The following is a 19,866-nucleotide window of genomic DNA, read 5'->3' as shown; positions in this document are numbered from 1 at the left end:
AACTGGCAACGACCCCGGACGCGGGCCGTCACGTAACTCGTTCGAGGTGGCGCCCCGAGGTTTGCGAGACTGGGGCGGTGAGCAGCGCACCCCCCACCCCCCGCGTCATCGCCGTCGTCGGACCCACCGCGGCCGGAAAGTCCGATCTGGGTGTCTTCCTCGCCCAGCGCCTGGGCGGTGAGGTCGTCAACGCCGACTCCATGCAGTTGTACCGAGGGATGGACATCGGCACCGCCAAGCTGACGCCCGAAGAGCGCGACGGCGTCCCGCACCACCTCCTGGACATCTGGGACGTGACCGTCACGGCATCCGTCGCCGAGTACCAGAAGCTGGCCCGCGCCCGCATCGACGCACTGCTCGCCGAGGGCCGCTGGCCGATCCTCGTCGGCGGCTCCGGGCTCTACGTCCGCGGGGCCGTCGACAACCTGGAGTTCCCCGGCACCGACCCCGAGGTCAGGGCCCGCCTGGAGGAGGAGCTCGTGCTGCGCGGCTCCGGCGCGCTGCACGCCCGGCTGGCCGCCGCCGACCCCGAGGCCGGGCAGGCGATCCTGCCCAGCAACGGCCGCCGTATCGTCCGGGCCCTGGAAGTGATCGAGATCACCGGCAAGCCCTTCACCGCCAACCTCCCCGGCCACGACTCCGTCTACGACACCCTCCAGCTCGGCGTCGACGTCGCCCGGCCCGAGCTCGACGAGCGCATCGCCCGCCGGGTCGACCGGATGTGGGACGCGGGCCTTGTGGGCGAGGTCCGGGAGCTGGAGGCGCGCGGGCTCAGCGAGGGGCGCACGGCCTCGCGCGCACTCGGGTACCAGCAGGTGCTCGCGGCGCTGGCGGGGGAGTGCACGCTGGAGGAGGCGCGGACCGAGACCGTCCGTGCCACGAAGCGCTTCGCGCGCCGCCAGGATTCATGGTTCAGGCGCGACCCGCGGGTGCATTGGTTGAGTGGGGCTGCGGCACATCTCACAGAACTTCCGCAGCTCGCGCTGGCGTTGGTCGAACGACCGGTTACAGCCTGATCACGTCATGGCATCGGGACGCTCAGGCCGTCATCCCGGCCTCCGGTGCCGTGCCATCATCGAGCTTCGATCGACCAAGTGGAGTCCGAGTTGGGAGGGCGCGTGGCGATGGAGGCCGGCCCTCGCGACACCGCACAAGGCACCGAGCCCCTCACCGTCGAGAGCGGTGAACCGGAGCAGGACGGCGACCGCCTGAGCTCCGACGGGCCCGACGAGGTGCACGGCGGTGTGACCGACGACGGCCCCGAACCCGAGGAGATGTTCGCGGGCGGGGAAGAGGTCGAGGTCGAGCTGCGCCCACAGCGCCGCCTGCGCATCTGGCAGCTCGCTCCCATCGTGTCCCTCGCCGCGGTCGGCTCCCTGATGTTCGCCTTCCCGCTCGCCTTCGACTTCGGCGACAGCGGAGCGGTGATCGCGATGCTGGGCCTGCTGATCTGCTCCTGCGCGGCGGGCTCGGGAATGATGGCCGCGCGCCGGGTTGGTTACACGTGGCCGGGACTGCCGCAGCGGGGCTCCGAGCGTCGCGCGGACTGGCGCGTCGTACTGGCGTACGTGCTGCTGGTGGCAGTGGTGGTGGTTCTTGCCGTGTGGCGCGTAGCAAGGTTGCGCTGAGGGCTTTCCGCTTGTGAGGGGCGCGGGGCTGTGTCGGCATGAGGCTCCGCAGCGTGGGTGCGACCAGCCCCCTCCGGCGCGCGCCGTACGATCGATACATGAGCACCCGGATCGCCTTTCTCAAGGGCCAGGGCACCGAGAACGACTTCGTGATCGTCCCGGACCCCGAGAACACCCTCGACATCACGTCGGCCACCGTCGCCGCCCTCTGCGACCGCAGGGCAGGCATCGGTGGTGACGGCCTCCTGCACGTCGTGCGATCCGCGTCACACCCCGAGGCCAAGCACCTGGCCGAAGAGGCCGAGTGGTTCATGGACTACCGCAACGGCGACGGCTCGATCGCCGAGATGTGCGGCAACGGCGTCCGCGTCTTCGCCCGCTACCTCCAGCACGCCGGCCACGTCACCGAGGGCGACCTCACGGTGGCCACGCGCGGAGGTGTGAAGACCGTGCACATCGACAAGACCGGCGACGTCACCGTAGGCATGGGCAGGGCGCTGCTCCCCGAGGGCGACGTCACGGTGAGCGTCGGCGACCGCAGCTGGCCCGCGCGGAACGTGAACATGGGCAACCCGCACGCCGTCGCCTTCGTGGACGACCTCGCGCACGCCGGCGACCTGTACTCCCCGCCGCCCTTCAGCCCGGCCGCCACCTACCCGGACGGGGTCAACGTCGAGTTCGTGGTCGACCGCGGCCCCCGCCACGTCGCCCTGCGCGTACACGAGCGCGGTGCCGGTGAGACCCGCTCGTGCGGCACGGGCGCGTGCGCCGTCGCCGTCGCCGCGGCCCGCAGGGACGGCACCGACCCGGCGGCCACCGGCACCCCGGTGACGTACACCGTCGACGTGCCCGGCGGCACCCTCGTGATCACCGAGCGGCCCGACGGCGAGATCGAGATGACCGGCCCCGCGGTGATCGTCGCCGAGGGCGAGATCGACGCCGACTGGCTTGAAAACGCGGTTCGTTGACCATATGAATCACAGCGCTCGGAGCGTCGGAGGCGTGGAACCACAGCCTCCGGCCCGCGGCGCGATGCAAAACCACGGATGTCCGCAGTTCAGACGGCGCGAAATCGTAAACCTACAAACCTTCGCTCGAATGGGTGATCCGTTTCACGCTCGCCGAGAGGCGGTCTGCCGGAGGTGATGGGCTCGGTAGCATCAATTACCGGCCCGGACGGGGGACAGATGCCATCCCCTGAGCCGTGTCCGCCATGGGGCACCCCGTCCGCCGGTCCACAGCCGGAGGTGCCCATGAGTGCGGAGGCCACGAACCCCGCGACCCCAGGTCCGGTAACAGGTGCGGCCGCCCGCTGGCGGGCGCGGATCGACCTGCGCCGCCTGGGCCGCGCCGCGCTGCTCGGCCCCACCGCGCGCGACCGGCTGCCCGACGCCATCGGCCATGTCGCCGAGGCCCACCGCGCCCACCACCCCGACGCCGACCTCGAACCCCTGCGCCGCGCCTGGGTCCTGGCCGAGTCCTCGCACCGCGGCCAGATGCGCAAGAGCGGTGAGCCGTACATCACACATCCGCTCGCTGTGACGTTGATCCTGGCCGAACTGGGCGCCGAGACCACGACCTTGACGGCCTCTCTGCTCCACGACACCGTCGAGGACACCGAGGTGACGCTCGATCAGGTCGGCGAGGAGTTCGGCGCTGAGGTCCGCTTCCTCGTCGACGGCGTCACCAAACTGGAGAAGGTCGACTACGGCGCCGCCGCCGAACCCGAGACCTTCCGCAAGATGCTCGTCGCCACCGGCAACGACGTCCGCGTGATGTCGATCAAACTCGCCGACCGGCTGCACAACATGCGCACCCTCGGCGTGATGCGCCCCGAGAAACAGGCCCGCATCGCCAAGGTCACCCGTGACGTCCTCATCCCGCTCGCCGAGCGGCTCGGCGTCCAGGCCCTCAAGACCGAGCTGGAGGACCTGGTCTTCGCGATCCTCCACCCCGAGGAGTACGAGCACACCCGCGAGCTGATCGTCGACAACGCCTCCCGCGCGGACGACCCGCTCGCCGAGATCGCCGAAGAGGTACGGGGAGTGCTGCGCGAGGCCGGCATCCAGGCCGAAGTCGTCATCCGGCCGCGGCACTTCGTCTCCGTGCACCGCACCGCCCGCAAGCGCGGCCGACTGCGCGGCGCGGACTTCGGCCGGCTGCTGGTCCTGGTCGGCGAGGACGCGGACTGCTACGGCGTCCTGGGCGAGCTGCACACCTGTATGACGCCTGTCGTCTCGGAGTTCAAGGACTTCATCGCCGTACCGAAGTTCAACCTGTACCAGTCGCTGCACACCGCCGTGGCCCGTGGCGACGGCCAGGTCGTCGAAGTCCTCATCCGCACCCACCAGATGCACAAGGTCGCCGAGGCGGGCGTGGTCGCGCTGGGCAATCCGTATGTGAGCCCTCCCGAGGAGCCGAGCGCGGTCGACGGCGAGCGCGTGGACCCCACCCGGCCCGGCTGGCTCTCCCGGCTCCTTGACTGGCAGGCGGCCGCGCCCGACGCCGACACCTTCTGGTCCACCCTGCGCGAGGACCTCGCCCAGGACCGCGAGATCACCGTCTTCCGGCCCGACGGCGGCACCCTGGGCCTGCCCGAGGGCGCGACCTGTGTGGACGCCGCGTACGCGCAGTACGGCGAGGACGCGCACGCGTGCCTGGGCGCTCGCGTCAACGGCCGTCTGGCGACCCTGAGCACCGTCCTGAAGGACGGCGACACCGTCCAGCTCCTCATGGGGCAGGACCCGGCCGCCGAGCCCTCCAAGGAGTGGCTCGAGCACGCGCACACGCCCGCGGCCCGTATCGCCATCCAGCGGTGGATCGCGACACATCCGTCGCCCGAGGTGGCGCAGGAGACCCAGGAGCGATCCGGGGCGCTCGGGATGCCTGCCGAGGACATGCGGACCGCGCGGGACGAGGCGAAACCCCTTCAGCCGTCCGTCGTCGCCGAACCGGCCGCCGATGTGGACGACACACCCGACAGCGCGGGTCGGACCGCCGCCGAGTCGTCGGCTCCCGACGACCCAGCCGACCGCTCCGGCACCGCCAACGCCCTCGTCGACGAGCCCGGCGCGACCGTACGGCTGGCCGGCTGCTGCACGCCCGTACCGCCCGACGAGATCACCGGGTTCGCCGTGCGCGGGGGAGTGGTCACCGTGCACCGCGTCGAGTGCGCCGCGGTGGCGCGCATGAAGGGCGTGGGGCGCAGGGAGGTCGGCGTGCGCTGGGGCGACAGCGCCGAGTGCCGGGTCACGCTGTTCGCGGAATCGTTCGGCCGCCCGCATCTGCTGGCCGACCTCACCGAGGCCATGGCCGTCGAGGGCGCCGAGATCGTCTCCGCGACCGTCGAACCCCCGAGCCAGCAGCGCGTCCGCCACACCTACACCGTCCAGCTGCCGGACGCGGCCCTGCTGCCTTCGCTGATGCGGGCCATGCGGAACGTGGCCGGGGTGTACGACGTGAGCAGGGCCCAGACACCGGGAGCCTGAAACGGCGTTCCGGGGTCCGGGGCTGGGGCTCCGGGTTCGGACGATCGCGGTTGCGGTCGCGTCGAGGAACAGCCTTGACGTCCACCCGACCGGGTCGCCAGGCCGCCACGCGCGTGTGGTCGCTCACAGGGCCGCACGCGTCGTCCCGGCGAGACCGGAGGACCCCGTTCGAGTGGGCCGGTCGCGCGTCGTCGCTGTCGCGCACGCGCGCGCTGGTAGCGGTGGTGCATGCCGCTCACCTCCCACACCCACGCCAGCCCCGCCGACGCCGGCCGGCCCGGCTCCGACGCCTCCCGTCGCCGTACCGGAAGCGCCCGACGACGTAGGGCGGCCGCACTGCTCGCCTCCGCCGTCTCCGTCTGCCTGCTCGCCGCGAGCGCCCCGGCGGAGCCGCTCGGCGTGGGTGACCGCCTCTTCCCGTACCTGGGCAACCCGGGCTACGACGTGGCGTCGTACGACCTCTCCTTCACCTATCCCGGCAGCAACAGCAAGCCGCTGACGGCCGTCACCACGATCGACGCCTGGACGACGACCGAACTGGACCGCGTCAACCTCGACTTCGCGCACGGCAAGGTCGATTCGGTGGAGGTCGACGGACGGTCCGCGGCGTTCACCAGTGTCGGCGAGGACCTTGTCGTCACGCCGGACGAGCCGCTGTCCGGCGGCAGCTGGATGCGGATCACCGTCCGGCACACCAGCGACCCCGTCTCCGCCGACGGCCGCGACGGCGGCTGGGTACGCACCGCGGACGGCCTCGCCATGGCCAACCAGGCGGACGCCGCCCACCTGGTGTTCCCCTGCAACGACCACCCCTCCGACAAGGCCATGTTCACCATCCGGGTCACCGCCCCCGACGGCTACACGGCCGTCGCGGGCGGCCTGCCGACCGACGTGGACCGCGCGGGCCGGGCCACGACATGGACGTACCGCACCCAGCACCCCATGGCCACCGAACTCGCCCAGGTCTCCATCGGCCGCTCCACCGTGCTGCACCGCAGCGGCCCGCACGGACTGCCCGTCCGGGACGTGGTGCCGACGAAGGACCGCGCCGCCCTCGAACCGTGGCTCGAGAAGACTCCCGGCCAGATCGCGTGGATGGAGGACAAGGTCGGGCCGTACCCCTTCGAGACGTACGGCGTCCTCATGGCCGCCGCCGACACCGGCTTCGAGTTGGAAACCCAAACCCTCTCCCTCTTCGAGAAGGACCTGTTCACCGAGCCGGCCTACCCCAAGTGGTACGTCGAGTCGATCATGGTCCATGAGCTCGCCCACCAGTGGTTCGGCGACAGCGTCAGCCCCGCCGCCTGGTCCGACCTGTGGCTCAACGAGGGACACGCCACCTGGTACGAGGCCCTGTACGCGGAGGAGAAGGCGGGCCGCACCCTTGAGGCACGTATGAAGGCCGCGTACGGCGCCTCCGACCGCTGGCGGGCCGCCGGTGGACCGCCGGCCGCTCCGAAGCCGCCCAAGGCCGGCCAGAAGATCGGCATCTTCCGCCCCAACGTCTACGACGGCGCCGCACTCGTCCTGTACGCCCTGCGCCAGGAGATCGGCCGCAAGTCCTTCGACAGCCTGGAGCGGGCCTGGGTGCGCGAGCACCGGGACTCCACGGCGACCACCGACGACTTCGTCCGGCTGGCCTCCGAGATCTCCGGACGCGACCTCCGCGACTTCCTCCAGGACTGGCTCTACGGCGAGAAGACCCCGGCGATGCCCGGCCACCCGGAGTGGAAGGCCGTGGCACCGGTGAAATAAGGCGATGACGAGACGCCCCGTGCCGTGCGACCATCTTCAGGTCGGCGCGGCACGGGTCACGGGAATCTCCCGGGGCACTCGTGCGTTGAGCAAGATGACCGCGGTGGGGTTGTGACCACCACGGACCCGAGGCCGCCGTATCGGACTCCCCAACGACGTAAGGACCCAATGACCTCCTCTTCATCCCCTTCCCAGGACACGCAGCGCCTCGCGCACACATACGCCGAAGGTCTTCGGGCCGATGCCCTGATGGAAGAGGACGTCGCCTGGAGCCACGAGATCGACGGAGAGCGGGACGGCGAACAGTTCGACCGCTCCGAGCGCGCGGCCCTGCGCCGCGTCGTCGGCCTCTCCACCGAACTCGAGGACGTCACCGAGGTCGAGTACCGCCAGCTCCGTCTGGAGCGGGTCGTCCTCGTCGGCGTCTGGACCTCGGGGACCGTGCAGGACGCGGACAACTCCCTCGCGGAGCTCGCCGCCCTCGCGGAGACCGCAGGCGCCCTCGTGCTCGACGGCGTGACCCAGCGCCGCGACAAGCCCGACGCGGCCACTTACATCGGTTCCGGCAAGGCCGACGAGTTGCGGGACATCGTCCTGGAGACCGGCGCGGACACCGTCATCTGCGACGGTGAGCTCAGCCCCGGCCAGCTCATCCACCTCGAAGACGTCGTCAAGGTCAAGGTCATCGACCGTACGGCCCTGATCCTCGACATCTTCGCCCAGCACGCCAAGTCCCGCGAGGGCAAGGCGCAGGTCGCGCTCGCGCAGATGCAGTACATGCTGCCGAGGCTGCGAGGCTGGGGTCAGTCGCTGTCCCGTCAGATGGGCGGCGGCAAGGGCGGCGGCCTCGCCACCCGTGGTCCCGGTGAGACCAAGATCGAGACGGACCGGCGTCGGATCCGCGAGAAGATGGCGAAGATGCGCCGGGAGATCGCGGACATGAAGACCGGCCGCGAGATCAAGCGCCAGGAACGCAAGCGCCACAAGGTGCCGTCCGTCGCCATCGCGGGCTACACCAACGCCGGAAAGTCGTCCCTGCTCAACCGCCTCACGGGCGCGGGCGTCCTGGTCGAGAACTCCCTGTTCGCGACCCTGGACCCCACCGTTCGGCGGGCGGAGACCCCGAGCGGCCGTCTGTACACGCTGGCCGACACCGTCGGTTTTGTACGGCACCTGCCGCACCACCTGGTCGAGGCGTTCCGCTCCACCATGGAGGAGGTCGGCGAGTCCGACCTGATCCTGCACGTGGTGGACGGCTCACACCCGAACCCGGAGGAGCAGCTGGCCGCCGTACGCGAGGTGATCAGGGACGTCGGTGCCACCGACCTGCCCGAGATCGTCGTGATCAACAAGGCCGACGCGGCCGACCCGCTGACGCTCCAGCGGCTGATGCGGATCGAGAAGCGCTCCATCGCCGTCTCCGCCCGTACCGGCCAGGGCATCGCCGAGCTGCTCGCCCTGATCGACAACGAGCTGCCGAGGCCCTCCGTCGAGGTCGAGGCGCTCGTGCCGTACACCCACGGCAAGCTGGTCGCCCGCGCCCACGACGAGGGTGAGGTGATCTCCGAGGAGCACACGGCGGAGGGCACCCTGCTCAAGGTCCGGGTGCACGAGGAGCTGGCGGCGGACCTGGCGCCGTATGCGCCGGTGCCGGTTTCGGTGGCCTGAGTGCGGTAGCTCTTGCAGCAGCGCCGTAGTTCTGCTCAGGCTGAGGCCCGTCCCTTTCACGAGGGGCGGGCCTCAGGCGTGTATGGGCCACCGGCCGCCCCGTCCACTGCCGCTGTCGACCGGTTGATCGGTCGACCGAGGAGTCTCACTGCTCCGTGAACTTCGCGCTGACCGAGTCGTACACGCCCCGGGCCACGTCACCCAGCCGCGGTCCGGCCAGCCACCCCGCGTTCACCGGGCCGATCGAGGTGTTGGACACCAATGCGGCCTGGCCGTCCGCCCCCGTCGCGACCCAGCCGCCACCGGACGAACCACCGGTCATGGTGCAGCCGATGCGGTACATCGTCGGGTCCGAGGCGTTGATCGACAGCCGTCCCGGCCTGTCCTGGCACTGGTACAGGGTCTCCCCGTCGAAGGGCGCCGCCGCCGGATAACCGCTGGCTGTCATGCTCTCCACCTGCGGCACCGCCGGAGCGGCGAAGTTCACCGGCAGAGCCGAACCGACGGTCTCCTCCAGCGACTTGCCCGTGCCACCCTCCTCCGGCGTCACATGGATGACGGCGAAGTCGTACGGCGCACCGGCCCCGCCGGTCGGACCGCCCTGCGCGATCCACTGGTCAGAGGTCTGCGCCCAGTCGGCCCACCAGACACCGTAGGGAGCGAGCTCGTCCTCGGTGGCGGCCGCCAACTCCCCGTCCGACAAAGCCTGGTCGTTGTACGACGGCACGAACGCGATGTTGCGATACCAGCCACCGCTCCTGCCCGCGTGCACGCAATGCCCCGCCGTCCACACCATGTTGGACTTGCCGGGGTGAGCCGGGTCCTCCACGACCGTCGCCGAGCAGACCATCGTGCCTTCGGGGGAGTCGAAGAACACCTTGCCCGCCTCGGGCACGTTGTCGTGGTACGTAGGCGATACGGCCTTCGCGTCCACCGGCGCCGGCTCCGGGTCGGTCACACCCTGGTCACCCGAGAGGTCGCTCTCCTGGACCGCACGGTCGGGATCCTCGGCCTCCCGCATCCGGTCCGGGTCCCACAACCCCTCGATGATCGGGTTGATGTAGTCCTGCGCCTCGCGCAGCCAGTCGTCCTTGTCCCAGTCCTTCCAGGCGCCGTCCTTCCACTCGTCGACATCGATCCCATGCTCCTTGAGCCGGTCCCGGATGTCGTCCGGGATCGTGATCTTGCCGTCTCCCTCGGCCCCGGACGCGGAGGCCTGCGCATTCGCGTCAGTGCCCGCGTCGCCCGAGCCGCAGCCGGTGGCGGTCAGTGCCAGCACCGACGCGAGGGCCAAGGCGGCCAGCACAGGGGAGGTTCTGCGGCGCGCGCCCCTCTCGCCTTCGCCGCGAGCGGTCAACGACAGCGGTTCGGATCGCATGCTCTGCCTCCCCCTGGTGTGGACGAACCGGGTGCCGGAGCCGGCAAACTCCCGCAGACGTCCCGCGAGTTCGCCTTCAGGCACCGCGTCTTGGAACGGCATCACACACTATGCGCCCGCTGTGGGCTACTTCCGACGGAATCGCAACAGTTCCGTCACGCCAAAGATCTTCAGGAAACCCGTAACCCGGTGAACGGACCGGGGTTGGTAGCGGTGGGGGACCTGCTGCAGGCGGACGGTTCGGTCCCCCGCGCCCCAATCCCGGGAGATCTCCAGACATCGGTGCGTCGATGTGCCGAGATGTCGAGCAAAGGTTCCCGGGGTTCCGTATGTCGGGGCGGGCGAGTCCGCGATGGAACCGCTTGCCCCTGCGCAGCGCGACGACGGGAGAACCATGGCCGTGACGGAGACCGCACCCGGGGAAGCCATGGCGGGGTCCCCCGCTGTCGAGGAACCGTCGCAAGCCCGAACCGGGCGATCCGGGCAGGACGCGACGGCCCGCGCCGTGCAGCAGTCGGCGGCTCGCTCCGCGCACGAAGGGATCCTGCGCCGGCAGTCGGCCCGCGAGTCGGCCGCCCGCACCTACGCCCGAGCCCTCCCGATCGTTCCCGTACGCGCACGCGGCCTGACCATCGAGGGTGCCGACGGCCGCCGTTACCTGGACTGCCTTTCGGGCGCCGGCACCTTGGCCCTCGGGCACAACCACCCCGTCGTCCTGGAAGCGATCCGCAAGGTCCTCGACTCGGGCGCCCCTCTCCACGTCCTCGACCTCGCCACACCCGTCAAGGACGCCTTCACCACCGAACTGTTCCGCACCCTGCCGCCCGGTCTCGCCGACCGCGCACGCGTCCAGTTCTGCGGGCCGGCCGGTACCGACGCGGTGGAGGCCGCCTTCAAACTCGTACGGGCCGCGACCGGCCGCAACGGCATGCTCTCCTTCGCCGGCGCCTACCACGGGATGACCTCCGGCGCGCTCGAAGCGTCCGGCGACGCCTTCGACGTACGGGTCGCCCGGCTGCCCTATCCGCAGGACTACCGCTGTCCCTTCGGCGTCGGCGGCGCGCACGGCGCCGAACTCGCCGCCCGCTGGACCGAATCCGTTCTCGACGACCCCAAGTCGGGGGTGCCGCTGCCCGCTGGCATGATCCTTGAACCCGTCCAGGGCGAAGGCGGGGTCCTCCCGGCCCCGGACGAGTGGATGCGGCGCATGCGGCAGATCACGGCCGACCGCTCGGTCCCGCTCATCGCCGACGAGGTCCAGACGGGGGTCGGCCGCACCGGCGCCTTCTGGGCCGTGGAGCACAGCGGCATCACCCCCGATGTGATGGTCCTCTCCAAGGCCATCGGCGGCAGCCTGCCTCTCGCCGTCGTGGTCTACCGCGACGACCTCGACGTCTGGGAACCCGGCGCCCACGCGGGCACCTTCCGCGGCAACCAACTCGCCATGGCGGCAGGCACGGCCACGATGACCTACGTCCGCGAAAACGCCCTCACCGAACGCGCGGCGACGCTGGGTGCGCGGATGCTGGATCAACTCCGCGAGCTGGCTCGGGAGTTCCCTGTGATCGGTGATGTGCGAGGGCGGGGGTTGATGATCGGGGTGGAGATGGTGGAGCTGGAGGGGGAGGGGTGGGGGGTTGATGGAGTGGGTGGGGTACGTGAGCGTGGTGGGGCTGAGGGCGCCGATGGGGCCGAGGGCTGTGGTGGGCGTGGGGGGTTCGGTGATCCTGGCGGGCTCGGGCTCGGGCTCGGGCTTGGGCTCGGGCTTGGGCTCGGGCTCGAACTCAAGGCCGGTGGGCTTGAGGGTTCCGTTGGGCTGGGTAGCGACGCGGCTGTTGCGCCCGGCTCTGCGGGGCCGGGCACGGTTGCCTCCCCTCGGCCTGCCTCGCCGGAGCTTGCTGCCGCCGTCCAGAGGGAGTGCCTCCGGCGTGGTCTGATCGTCGAACTCGGTGGTCGACACGCGAGTGTCATCCGTCTGCTTCCACCCTTGACGATCACCGACGAACAGGCGACCGCCGTCCTGGACCGACTCGCCGATGCCGTGGCAGCGGTGGCGCGGAGTCATGGTCCAGAGGACGGGAGGCGACAGCAGCACGGTCGTCGGATCCAGGGTGAGCGGGCGAAGCGGACGGGGTAGCAGCCCGAGCCGAAGGGCCTGCGGCAACCGGTGTGTTGGCTGGAGATGCGTTGGGAACGGGAGCCGCGGCCTGACTCTCTGGCGTCGTGGCAGCGCTACCCGAAGCCGACGCGATGGCCTCACCCGGAGCCGGAGCCGGAGCCGGAGCCCAGCGCGAGTTCGTTGCCGGGCCCCGCGCCCGCGACCGAGCAGTGTCCTGCTTGCCTGTCCGTGCGAACGAGTGCCGCTGTCAAGCCGATTGCTCACCGAATCCCACCCGACGACCACCCACCTCCATCCGACTCGACTCCTCCACCAACCCGGCTCACGGCCAGCCAGCCCTAACCCAGTCACCCTGCTGATCAACCGGCCGACCAGACACCGACCCCCGGACACCAGACTCCCCTCCCGCCTCCCGCCTCCCGAGACCGACACCTAAAAGAACCACCCCCCGAGGCAGAACCACCCCCGAGGAACCCCGAACTTGAACACCACCTCCACCCCCACCCCCGACGGCCGCACGTCCACGCCCCCACAAATCTCATCCGCCACAGCCTCCTCCCCGCAGCGCCGCCCTCGTCACGACCGCACCCCGGCCCAAGGCGGCCTGCCCGAACGGGAACGCCTGAGCGGCGCCACCATCGACCTCCTCGACCACCCAGATCCACGCACCGCCGCCGAAGCAGCCACGGTGGAGAACCTGCTGCGCTGCTGGGTCCGAGAATCCAACCTCCCCGCTCCCGAAAACGGGATCCTCCTCATCCCCCTGCCCGCCAGCGGAACCTCCCTCCTCGTTCCCGTCCGCTACTGGTCCCCCACCGGATGGCACCGCTTCGGCCTCCCTCACCTCGTGGGCGCCCCGGAACAGGCCCCGCCTGCCGACGCGGTCACCGTCGCGTCACTGCTCACGCGCGAGTCGTTGCCCGCGGAAACGCCCGCCTCCGCAACCGGTGCCGAACTCGTGGCTCGTGTGGCCGACTCCGTCCGCCGTACTGCCACCTTCGTCCACGAGCGCCGCAGGCACAGCGACGACGGCCTGGACCTCTTCCTCTCCGCCGAACAGGCACTCGTCCTCGGCCACCCGTTGCACCCGGCCGCGAAGAGCCGTGAAGGTCTCACCGAGGCCGAAGCTGCCTCCTACTCACCCGAACTGCGCGGCTCCTTCCCTCTGCACTGGCTCGCTGTCGACCCCTCTCTTCTCGCCACGGACTCGGCCTGGACCGAACGTGGCCGCTCCGTCACCGCCCACCAACTCACCCAGCGCCTGGCCGGTCCCGACCTCCCCCTGCCCGACGGCCACACGGCCCTGCCGCTGCACCCCTGGCAGCTCCGCGAGATCTGGCACCGCCCAGAGACCGCCCCGCTGTTGGAAGCCGGCCTGCTCCGCGACCTCGGACCCCATGGCTCCCCGTGGTGTCCCACCTCCTCCGTACGCACCGTTCACCGGACCGATGCCCCCGCCATGCTCAAGCTCTCGCTGGGCCTGCGCATCACCAACTCTCGCCGTGAGAACCTCCGCAAGGAACTCCATCGGGGCGTCGAGGTGCACCGGCTCCTGCGCAGTGGGCTGTCCATGGAGTGGCAGGCCGCTCATCCGGCGTTCGACATCGTTCGCGACCCTGCCTGGCTAGCCGTCGACGGACCCGACGGCAGCGCCGTCCCGGGCGTCGACGTGGTGATCAGGCACAACCCGTTCGGTCCCTCGGACGACGTTTCCTGTATCGCCGGGCTCGTCTCACCTCGCCCTCACGCCCGGGCTGGCGCAACCTGGGACCGTCCGAACTCGGGCCGCCCGAATGTGGACCACACGAACCTGGACCACAGGAACCTGGACCACCCGAACCGGAGTCGGCCGGCCTGGCGTTCCCGCCTGGCCGAGGTCGTCACCCGTCTCGCCGCACGCACCGGCCGTCCCCGGGGGGCAGTCTCCGCCGAGTGGTTCCTGCGCTATCTCAAACACGTCGTCCGCCCGGTGTTGTGGCTCGACGGGGAGGCAGGTATCGCGTTGGAGGCACACCAGCAGAACACCCTGGTTCTGCTGGACGCCGACGGCTGGCCCGTCGGCGGTCGCTACCGCGACAACCAGGGCTACTACTTCCGTGAGTCCCGACGGGCGGAACTCGACGCCCGGATGCCCGGCATCGGCGTGCACAGCGACACCTTCGTCTCCGACGAGGTCACCGACGAGCGCTTCGCCTACTACCTCGCGATCAACAACGTTCTCGGTCTCATCGGTGCCTTCGGCTCACAGCACCTGGCCGACGAGCGGCTGTTGCTCGCCGCCTTCCGCCGTTTCCTCGACGACGTCGCCTCCGGACCCGCCCGACTACGCACGACCCTCCCCGGTCACTTGCTCGACTCACCCGTCCTGCGGTGCAAGGCCAACCTCCTGACCCGCGTACACGGCCTCGACGAACTCGTCGGTCCGGTCGACACCCAGTCCGTCTACGTCACCATCGCCAACCCCCTTCACACCTGAGGAACATGCCCCATCCCGCTCTCTGAGAGGAACGCCCCGATGTCTCCCACCGACGCGAGCGCCCACGCCGTTTCCACCCCCATGACCGATGTCGGAACCGGTACCTGTTCCGACACGAGCGAGGACAGCGCGGCCCGGGGCAACTGCCGGGGCACCGACAGCGAGGACACGCTGGATCTACACCTGCCTGAGGAACTCCTCGCACTCTTGGACGCGGGAGGAGCCGAGCAAGGCAGAGGCAAAGATGGGGACAGGCAAGAGCGCCAGAGCAACGGCACCGCACTGCCCGCCTTCGGCACCTCGACCGGCGATGACCTGCTCGACGACGTCGCAGGCTGTGGGCCCACCCCCACCCCGGCAGGTGTGTTCCAACTCGTGCCCGTACGCGTCGAGCGGGACCTTCCCCTCGTCTGCCGCTGGATGAATGACCCAGCCGTCACCGCGTTCTGGGAACTGGCCGGGCCCCAGAACGTGACGGAGGCGCACCTGCGATCCCAGCTCAACGGTGACGGACGCAGTGTTCCCTGTCTCGGGGTGCTGGAGGGCACGCCGATGAGCTACTGGGAGATCTACCGGGCGGACCTGGACCCGTTGGCCCGCCACTATCCGGTCAGACCACACGACACCGGTATCCATCTCCTCATCGGCGCCGTCACCGATCGCGGGCGCGGTCTCGGCAGCACTCTGCTCAAAGCCGTCGCCGATCTCGTGCTCGACCAGCGACCCGCCTGTGCACGCGTCGTCGCGGAACCCGACCTACGCAACATCCCGTCCGTCACCGCCTTTCTGAGCGCAGGTTTCCGCTTCTCCGCCGAGATCGACCTGCCCGCCAAGCGGGCGGCCCTCGTGATCCGAGACCGGTCCCTGCGCGACCTGCTGTAGCAGCGCGTCATCGCGCAATCACTTTTGGTACACCGCTCGTGCCGAACCGGTTCCCACTCGCACCGAGAATTTTTCCCGCTGCTTCCTCGGGCACCACGAGTCCACTCCGGACCCCCGAGTCCACGGACAAGTTCTTCAGTCAGTTCCGACCGTGGATGGGCGGAAGTCGCATCCGCTGGGATCGCACCCGACCGAAGCCGAACCGAACCGAGCGGATTCGACGGTCACCCCCTATTCCCCCGAGGAGCTCCAGGTCTTGATCCCGACCCTCGTCCTCGCCTTGATCACCCCTTTGTCAGTGTCGGGTCGTAGGGTGGTCGCGCTATGACGAAGCCCTCACTCCCCGAACTCCTGCATGCTGCCGTCACTGCCGTCGGCGGTACGGAGCGCCCCGGCCAGGTGACCATGGCCGAATCCGTCGCGGACGCGATCGACGACGGCTCCCACCTGTTGGTGCAGGCCGGCACCGGCACCGGAAAGTCGCTCGGCTATCTCGTGCCCGCACTCGCGCACGGGGAGCGGGTCGTCGTCGCGACGGCCACCCTGGCCCTGCAGAGACAGCTCGTCGAGCGGGATCTGCCCCGCACGGTCGAGGCGCTGCACCCGCTGCTGCGCCGCCGCCCGGAGTTCGCGATGCTCAAGGGCCGGTCGAACTACCTGTGCCTGCACCGGCTGCATGAAGGAGTACCGCAGGACGAGGAGGAGGGCCTCTTCGACCAGTTCGAGGCTGCGGCTCCCACCAGCAAACTGGGCCAGGACCTGCTGCGGCTGCGGGACTGGTCGCAGGACACCGAGACCGGCGACCGCGACGACCTCACACCGGGTGTCTCGGACCGCGCGTGGGCACAGATCTCCGTTTCCTCCCGTGAGTGCCTGGGAGCCACGAAGTGCGCCTACGGCGCCGAGTGCTTCGCCGAGATGGCCCGTGAGCGTGCCAAGCTCGCGGAGGTCGTCGTCACCAACCACGCCCTGCTCGCGATCGACTCCATCGAAGGGGCCCCTGTGCTCCCGCAGCACGAGGTGCTGATCGTCGACGAGGCGCACGAGTTGGTGTCCCGGGTCACCGGCGTTGCCACCGGCGAGCTCACCCCGGGCCAGGTCAACCGCGCGGTACGCCGCGCCGCGAAGCTCGTCAACGAAAAGGCGGCCGACCAGCTCCAGACCGCAGCCGAGGGCTTCGAGCGGCTGATGGAGCTCGCCCTGCCCGGCCGGCTGGAGGAGATCCCAGAGGACCTCGGCTACGCGCTGATGGCCCTGCGTGACGCCGCTCGCACGGTCATCTCCGCGATCGGTGCGACCCGCGACAAGTCGGTCCAGGACGAGGACGCGGTCCGCAAACAGGCCCTGGCCTCCGTGGAGTCGGTGCACGACGTGGCGGAGCGGATCACCAACGGCTCGGAGTGGGACGTCGTCTGGTACGAGCGTCACGACCGCTTCGGCGCCTCATTGCGCGTGGCTCCCATGTCTGTCTCGGGCCTGCTGAGGGAGAAGCTGTTCACGGACCGTTCCGTGGTCCTGACCTCGGCGACCCTGAAACTGGGCGGCGACTTCAACGGCGTGGGGGCGTCCCTGGGGCTTGCCCCGGAGGGAACCGAGGGCGAGGAGTTCCCCAAGTGGAAGGGTGTCGACGTAGGTTCGCCCTTCGACTACCCGAGGCAGGGCATCCTCTACGTCGCCAAGCATCTGTCGCGCCCCGCGCGCGACGGCGACCGCGTGGACATGCTCGACGAGCTGACCGAGCTCATCCAGGCGGCGGGCGGCCGCACCCTGGGGCTGTTCTCCTCGATGAGAGCCGCCCAGCTGGCCGCCGAGGAACTTCGCTCCCGCATCCCGGAGTTCCCGATCCTCCTCCAGGGCGAGGAGACCCTCGGCGAACTGATCAAGAACTTCGCGGCCGACCCCAAGACCTGCCTCTTCGGCACGCTGTCGCTGTGGCAGGGCGTCGACGTCCCCGGCCCCAGCTGCCAGCTTGTCGTCATGGACAAGATCCCGTTCCCGCGCCCCGACGACCCACTGATGAGCGCCCGCCAGAAGGCGGTGGAGGACGCCGGGGGCAACGGCTTCATGGCGGTCGCGGCCACGCATGCCGCGCTGCTCATGGCCCAGGGCGCCGGCCGCCTCGTACGGGCCTCGGGGGACCGTGGCGTGGTCGCCGTACTGGATCAACGGCTGGCCACGGCGCGGTACGGCAGCTATCTGAAGGCATCACTGCCGGACTTCTGGTACACCACGGACCGTAACCAGGTCCGGAGGTCGCTGGCGGCGATCGACGCCGCGGCGAAGGCCACGGAAGCGGCGGAGCTCGTGGCCGAAGCAGAGAAAGCGCAGGTAGAAGCCGGATGATGGCGGGGTTGGTCTGTCCCGGCCGCCGGGACAGACCAACCCCGCCACGCCGGGCACCCGGAGCTGGACAGCACAGGGCCCCGGAACCGGCGCAGGGGTTCCGGGGCCCGGTCGGATCGGCGAGGCCTGTCGCGGTGCTCAGACGCGCCGCAGAACCGCCACTACCTTGCCGAGGATGGTCGCGTCGTCGCCGGGGATGGGCTCGTACGCGGAGTTGTGGGGGAGCAGCCAGACATGGCCGTCCTCGCGCTTGAAGCGCTTGACGGTGGCCTCGCCCTCGAGCATCGCGGCCACGATGTCGCCGTTCTCGGCGACGGGCTGACGGCGGACGGTGACCCAGTCGCCGTCACAGATCGCGGCCTCGATCATCGAGTCGCCGACGACCTTCAGGACGAACAGCTCGCCGTCACCGACGAGCTGGCGGGGCAGAGGAAAGACGTCCTCGACGGATTCCTCGGCGAGGATCGGGCCACCGGCGGCGATCCGGCCGACGAGCGGGACGTACGATGCGGCGGGCTTGCCCGCGGTGTCCGTGGGCTGCGCCGAGGTGCCCTGGTCGGAGCCGCGGACCTCGTACGCGCGCGGGCGGTGCGGGTCGCGGCGCAAGAAGCCCTTGCGCTCCAGTGCCATCAGCTGGTGTGCGACGGAGGACGTGCTGGACAGGCCGACCGCCTGGCCGATCTCCCGCATGGACGGCGGGTAGCCGCGCCGCTGCACGGAGTCCCTGATGACCTCGATCACCCGGCGCTGGCGGTCTGTGAGTCCCGAGCTGTCCGCGCGGATGCCTGGAGGTCGGCCCGGCAGGGAGCGCTTGTGCCCCTCGGGATTCACGGCTTCGTTCATCGCATGCACCGGCTCGAGTCGGCCCTGGGAACGGTCCTGGGCAGTGATGGAAGCACTGTCTGCGGTCGTGGTCACGTCGGCCCCTCTCGATGGTCTCCCTGCTGGACAACGGTAGTTGCTTTCGAAAGGTTGCGCCAAACACACGTTCGAGTGAAAAATCGCGGATCGCCTGTCGCGATCGTGTGTCTGGGTGTATGGCTAACGCGCCGCCCGCCGAACATAAGGGTGCATTGCTGTACTCTTCACCGCCGGTGGCGACCTCGCGGGTTGTTGCCCCAGTCTGCCACCCGGTGCCCCGTCAGCCGGGCACCGGCTCTCATCTCTGCGGGAACCCCACGTCCCCTCCTTGTGGCGCCCACGGTATCTCCGCATGGGTGGCGGCGATACGGCTGCGCCTGGTGTTGGCCCGCGGACGGTATGGCCGTATGGCACATGCCAATACGCGCGCGACATGCGTGTACGGCGTGTATGTCGTGCCGATCCCTACATGTAGTGCTTGGATTGCTACAGCGGCCCAGAAGTTGTGGTCCCCCGGGTCTCCACGCCCGCTGCGATCGCCTATGCTTGGGGCTGCTTCGAGGGGCCCATGGGGCTCAGCGAGGCTATTGAGTCTGCTGTGAGGAGGGTTGGGAGTTCATGCACTGCCCCTTCTGCAGGCACCCCGACAGCCGCGTCGTCGACAGTCGTACGACCGACGACGGCACGTCGATCCGCAGGCGCCGCCAGTGTCCGGACTGCTCCCGTCGTTTCACGACGGTGGAGACGTGCTCGCTGATGGTGGTCAAGCGGTCCGGAGTCACCGAGCCTTTCAGTCGTACCAAGGTCATCAACGGTGTGCGCAAGGCATGCCAGGGACGGCCTGTCACCGAGGACGCGCTCGCCCAGCTCGGCCAACGGGTCGAGGAGGCGGTGCGGGCCACCGGAAGCGCCGAGCTGACCACCCATGACGTGGGGCTGGCCATACTCGGCCCGTTGCAGGAACTCGATCTCGTCGCGTATCTGCGATTCGCCTCCGTCTACCGGGCGTTCGACTCGCTCGAGGACTTCGATGCGGCCATCGCGGAACTGAGGGAACAGACGGGACCCCCCGCCGCGGACGACGAGGACCGTGGAGGGGCTGTGGGCGGCGAAGAGGCCGTCGTGGGGAGCCAGGAAGACGATCGCGGACCCGGAGGGACTGCTCAAGTCCCCGAGCCCGCCCGCGCCGCCGACTGATCGGCGGGCCGGACCGGGACTTTCACAACCCGGCCCGGTCGTACGGCGGCGATTCAAGACCTGTTGCGGGC

13 protein-coding genes are annotated in these 19,866 nt (G+C 70.1%); 11 read left to right on the top strand and 2 right to left on the bottom strand.

Annotated features, from left to right (window positions below):
* Positions 1-77 precede the first annotated feature (77 nt).
* From miaA to hflX, 6 genes are all read left to right on the top strand, one after another.
* Entirely contained in the window at positions 78-1,016 is a 939-nt protein-coding gene (gene miaA, locus AB0D34_RS13530) for a tRNA (adenosine(37)-N6)-dimethylallyltransferase MiaA (RefSeq protein ID WP_362660980.1), read from the top strand.
* A 108-nt stretch (positions 1,017-1,124) separates the two neighbouring features.
* On the top strand, positions 1,125-1,628 hold the full coding sequence (locus tag AB0D34_RS13525; RefSeq protein WP_362661022.1) for a hypothetical protein: 504 nt from the start codon (positions 1,125-1,127) through the stop codon (positions 1,626-1,628).
* 98 nt (positions 1,629-1,726) lie between these two features.
* Positions 1,727-2,596, top strand: a complete 870-nt coding sequence (dapF, locus tag AB0D34_RS13520) for a diaminopimelate epimerase (protein ID WP_362660978.1) — start codon at positions 1,727-1,729, stop codon at positions 2,594-2,596.
* Between the two features lie 285 nt (positions 2,597-2,881).
* Positions 2,882-5,116: a RelA/SpoT family protein gene (locus AB0D34_RS13515; RefSeq protein ID WP_362660976.1), complete on the top strand. Its 2,235-nt coding sequence runs from the start codon at positions 2,882-2,884 to the stop codon at positions 5,114-5,116.
* 228 nt (positions 5,117-5,344) lie between these two features.
* Positions 5,345-6,871, top strand: coding sequence for a M1 family metallopeptidase (locus AB0D34_RS13510; RefSeq protein WP_362660974.1), 1,527 nt, complete (start codon positions 5,345-5,347; stop codon positions 6,869-6,871).
* 168 nt (positions 6,872-7,039) lie between these two features.
* Positions 7,040-8,539, top strand: coding sequence for a GTPase HflX (gene hflX, locus AB0D34_RS13505; RefSeq protein ID WP_362660972.1), 1,500 nt, complete (start codon positions 7,040-7,042; stop codon positions 8,537-8,539).
* A gap of 145 nt (positions 8,540-8,684) precedes the next feature.
* On the opposite strand, the gene AB0D34_RS13500 is transcribed toward hflX, so the two are convergent.
* Positions 8,685-9,917, bottom strand: a complete 1,233-nt coding sequence (locus tag AB0D34_RS13500) for a hypothetical protein (RefSeq protein WP_362660970.1) — start codon at positions 9,915-9,917, stop codon at positions 8,685-8,687.
* A gap of 394 nt (positions 9,918-10,311) precedes the next feature.
* Here AB0D34_RS13500 and AB0D34_RS13495 point away from each other — a divergent pair, with 394 nt between their 5' ends.
* The 4 genes from AB0D34_RS13495 to AB0D34_RS13480 all read left to right on the top strand — a co-directional run bounded on the left by AB0D34_RS13495 (position 10,312) and on the right by AB0D34_RS13480 (position 17,737).
* Complete coding sequence (locus AB0D34_RS13495; protein WP_362660968.1) at positions 10,312-12,054, top strand: diaminobutyrate--2-oxoglutarate transaminase family protein; 1,743 nt, start codon at positions 10,312-10,314, stop codon at positions 12,052-12,054.
* A 586-nt stretch (positions 12,055-12,640) separates the two neighbouring features.
* Positions 12,641-14,512, top strand: a complete 1,872-nt coding sequence (locus AB0D34_RS13490; protein WP_362661020.1) for an IucA/IucC family protein — start codon at positions 12,641-12,643, stop codon at positions 14,510-14,512.
* Between the two features lie 39 nt (positions 14,513-14,551).
* Positions 14,552-15,394 (top strand): GNAT family N-acetyltransferase, encoded by an 843-nt coding sequence (locus AB0D34_RS13485; protein WP_362660967.1) that lies wholly within the window; start codon positions 14,552-14,554, stop codon positions 15,392-15,394.
* A 324-nt stretch (positions 15,395-15,718) separates the two neighbouring features.
* A complete protein-coding gene (locus AB0D34_RS13480) occupies positions 15,719-17,737 on the top strand; it encodes an ATP-dependent DNA helicase (RefSeq protein ID WP_362660965.1) in 2,019 nt (672 codons plus the stop codon).
* Positions 17,738-17,875: 138 nt separating this feature from the next.
* Here AB0D34_RS13480 and lexA read toward each other — a convergent pair whose 3' ends face one another.
* On the bottom strand, positions 17,876-18,655 hold the full coding sequence (gene lexA / locus AB0D34_RS13475; RefSeq protein WP_362660963.1) for a transcriptional repressor LexA: 780 nt from the start codon (positions 18,653-18,655) through the stop codon (positions 17,876-17,878).
* 561 nt (positions 18,656-19,216) lie between these two features.
* On the opposite strand from lexA, the gene nrdR reads away from it, so the two are divergent.
* The gene (gene nrdR, locus AB0D34_RS13470) at positions 19,217-19,795 is read left to right on the top strand and encodes a transcriptional regulator NrdR (RefSeq protein WP_362660962.1); all 579 of its coding nucleotides are present in this window, start codon (positions 19,217-19,219) and stop codon (positions 19,793-19,795) included.
* Positions 19,796-19,866: the final 71 nt, after the last annotated feature.

It is taken from the genome of Streptomyces sp. NPDC048420 (genome assembly GCF_040651535.1).
Lineage (GTDB): Bacteria > Actinomycetota > Actinomycetes > Streptomycetales > Streptomycetaceae > Streptomyces.
Note: the sequence above shows the minus strand (reverse complement) of the source record. Positions and strands in the feature narration are given on the sequence as shown.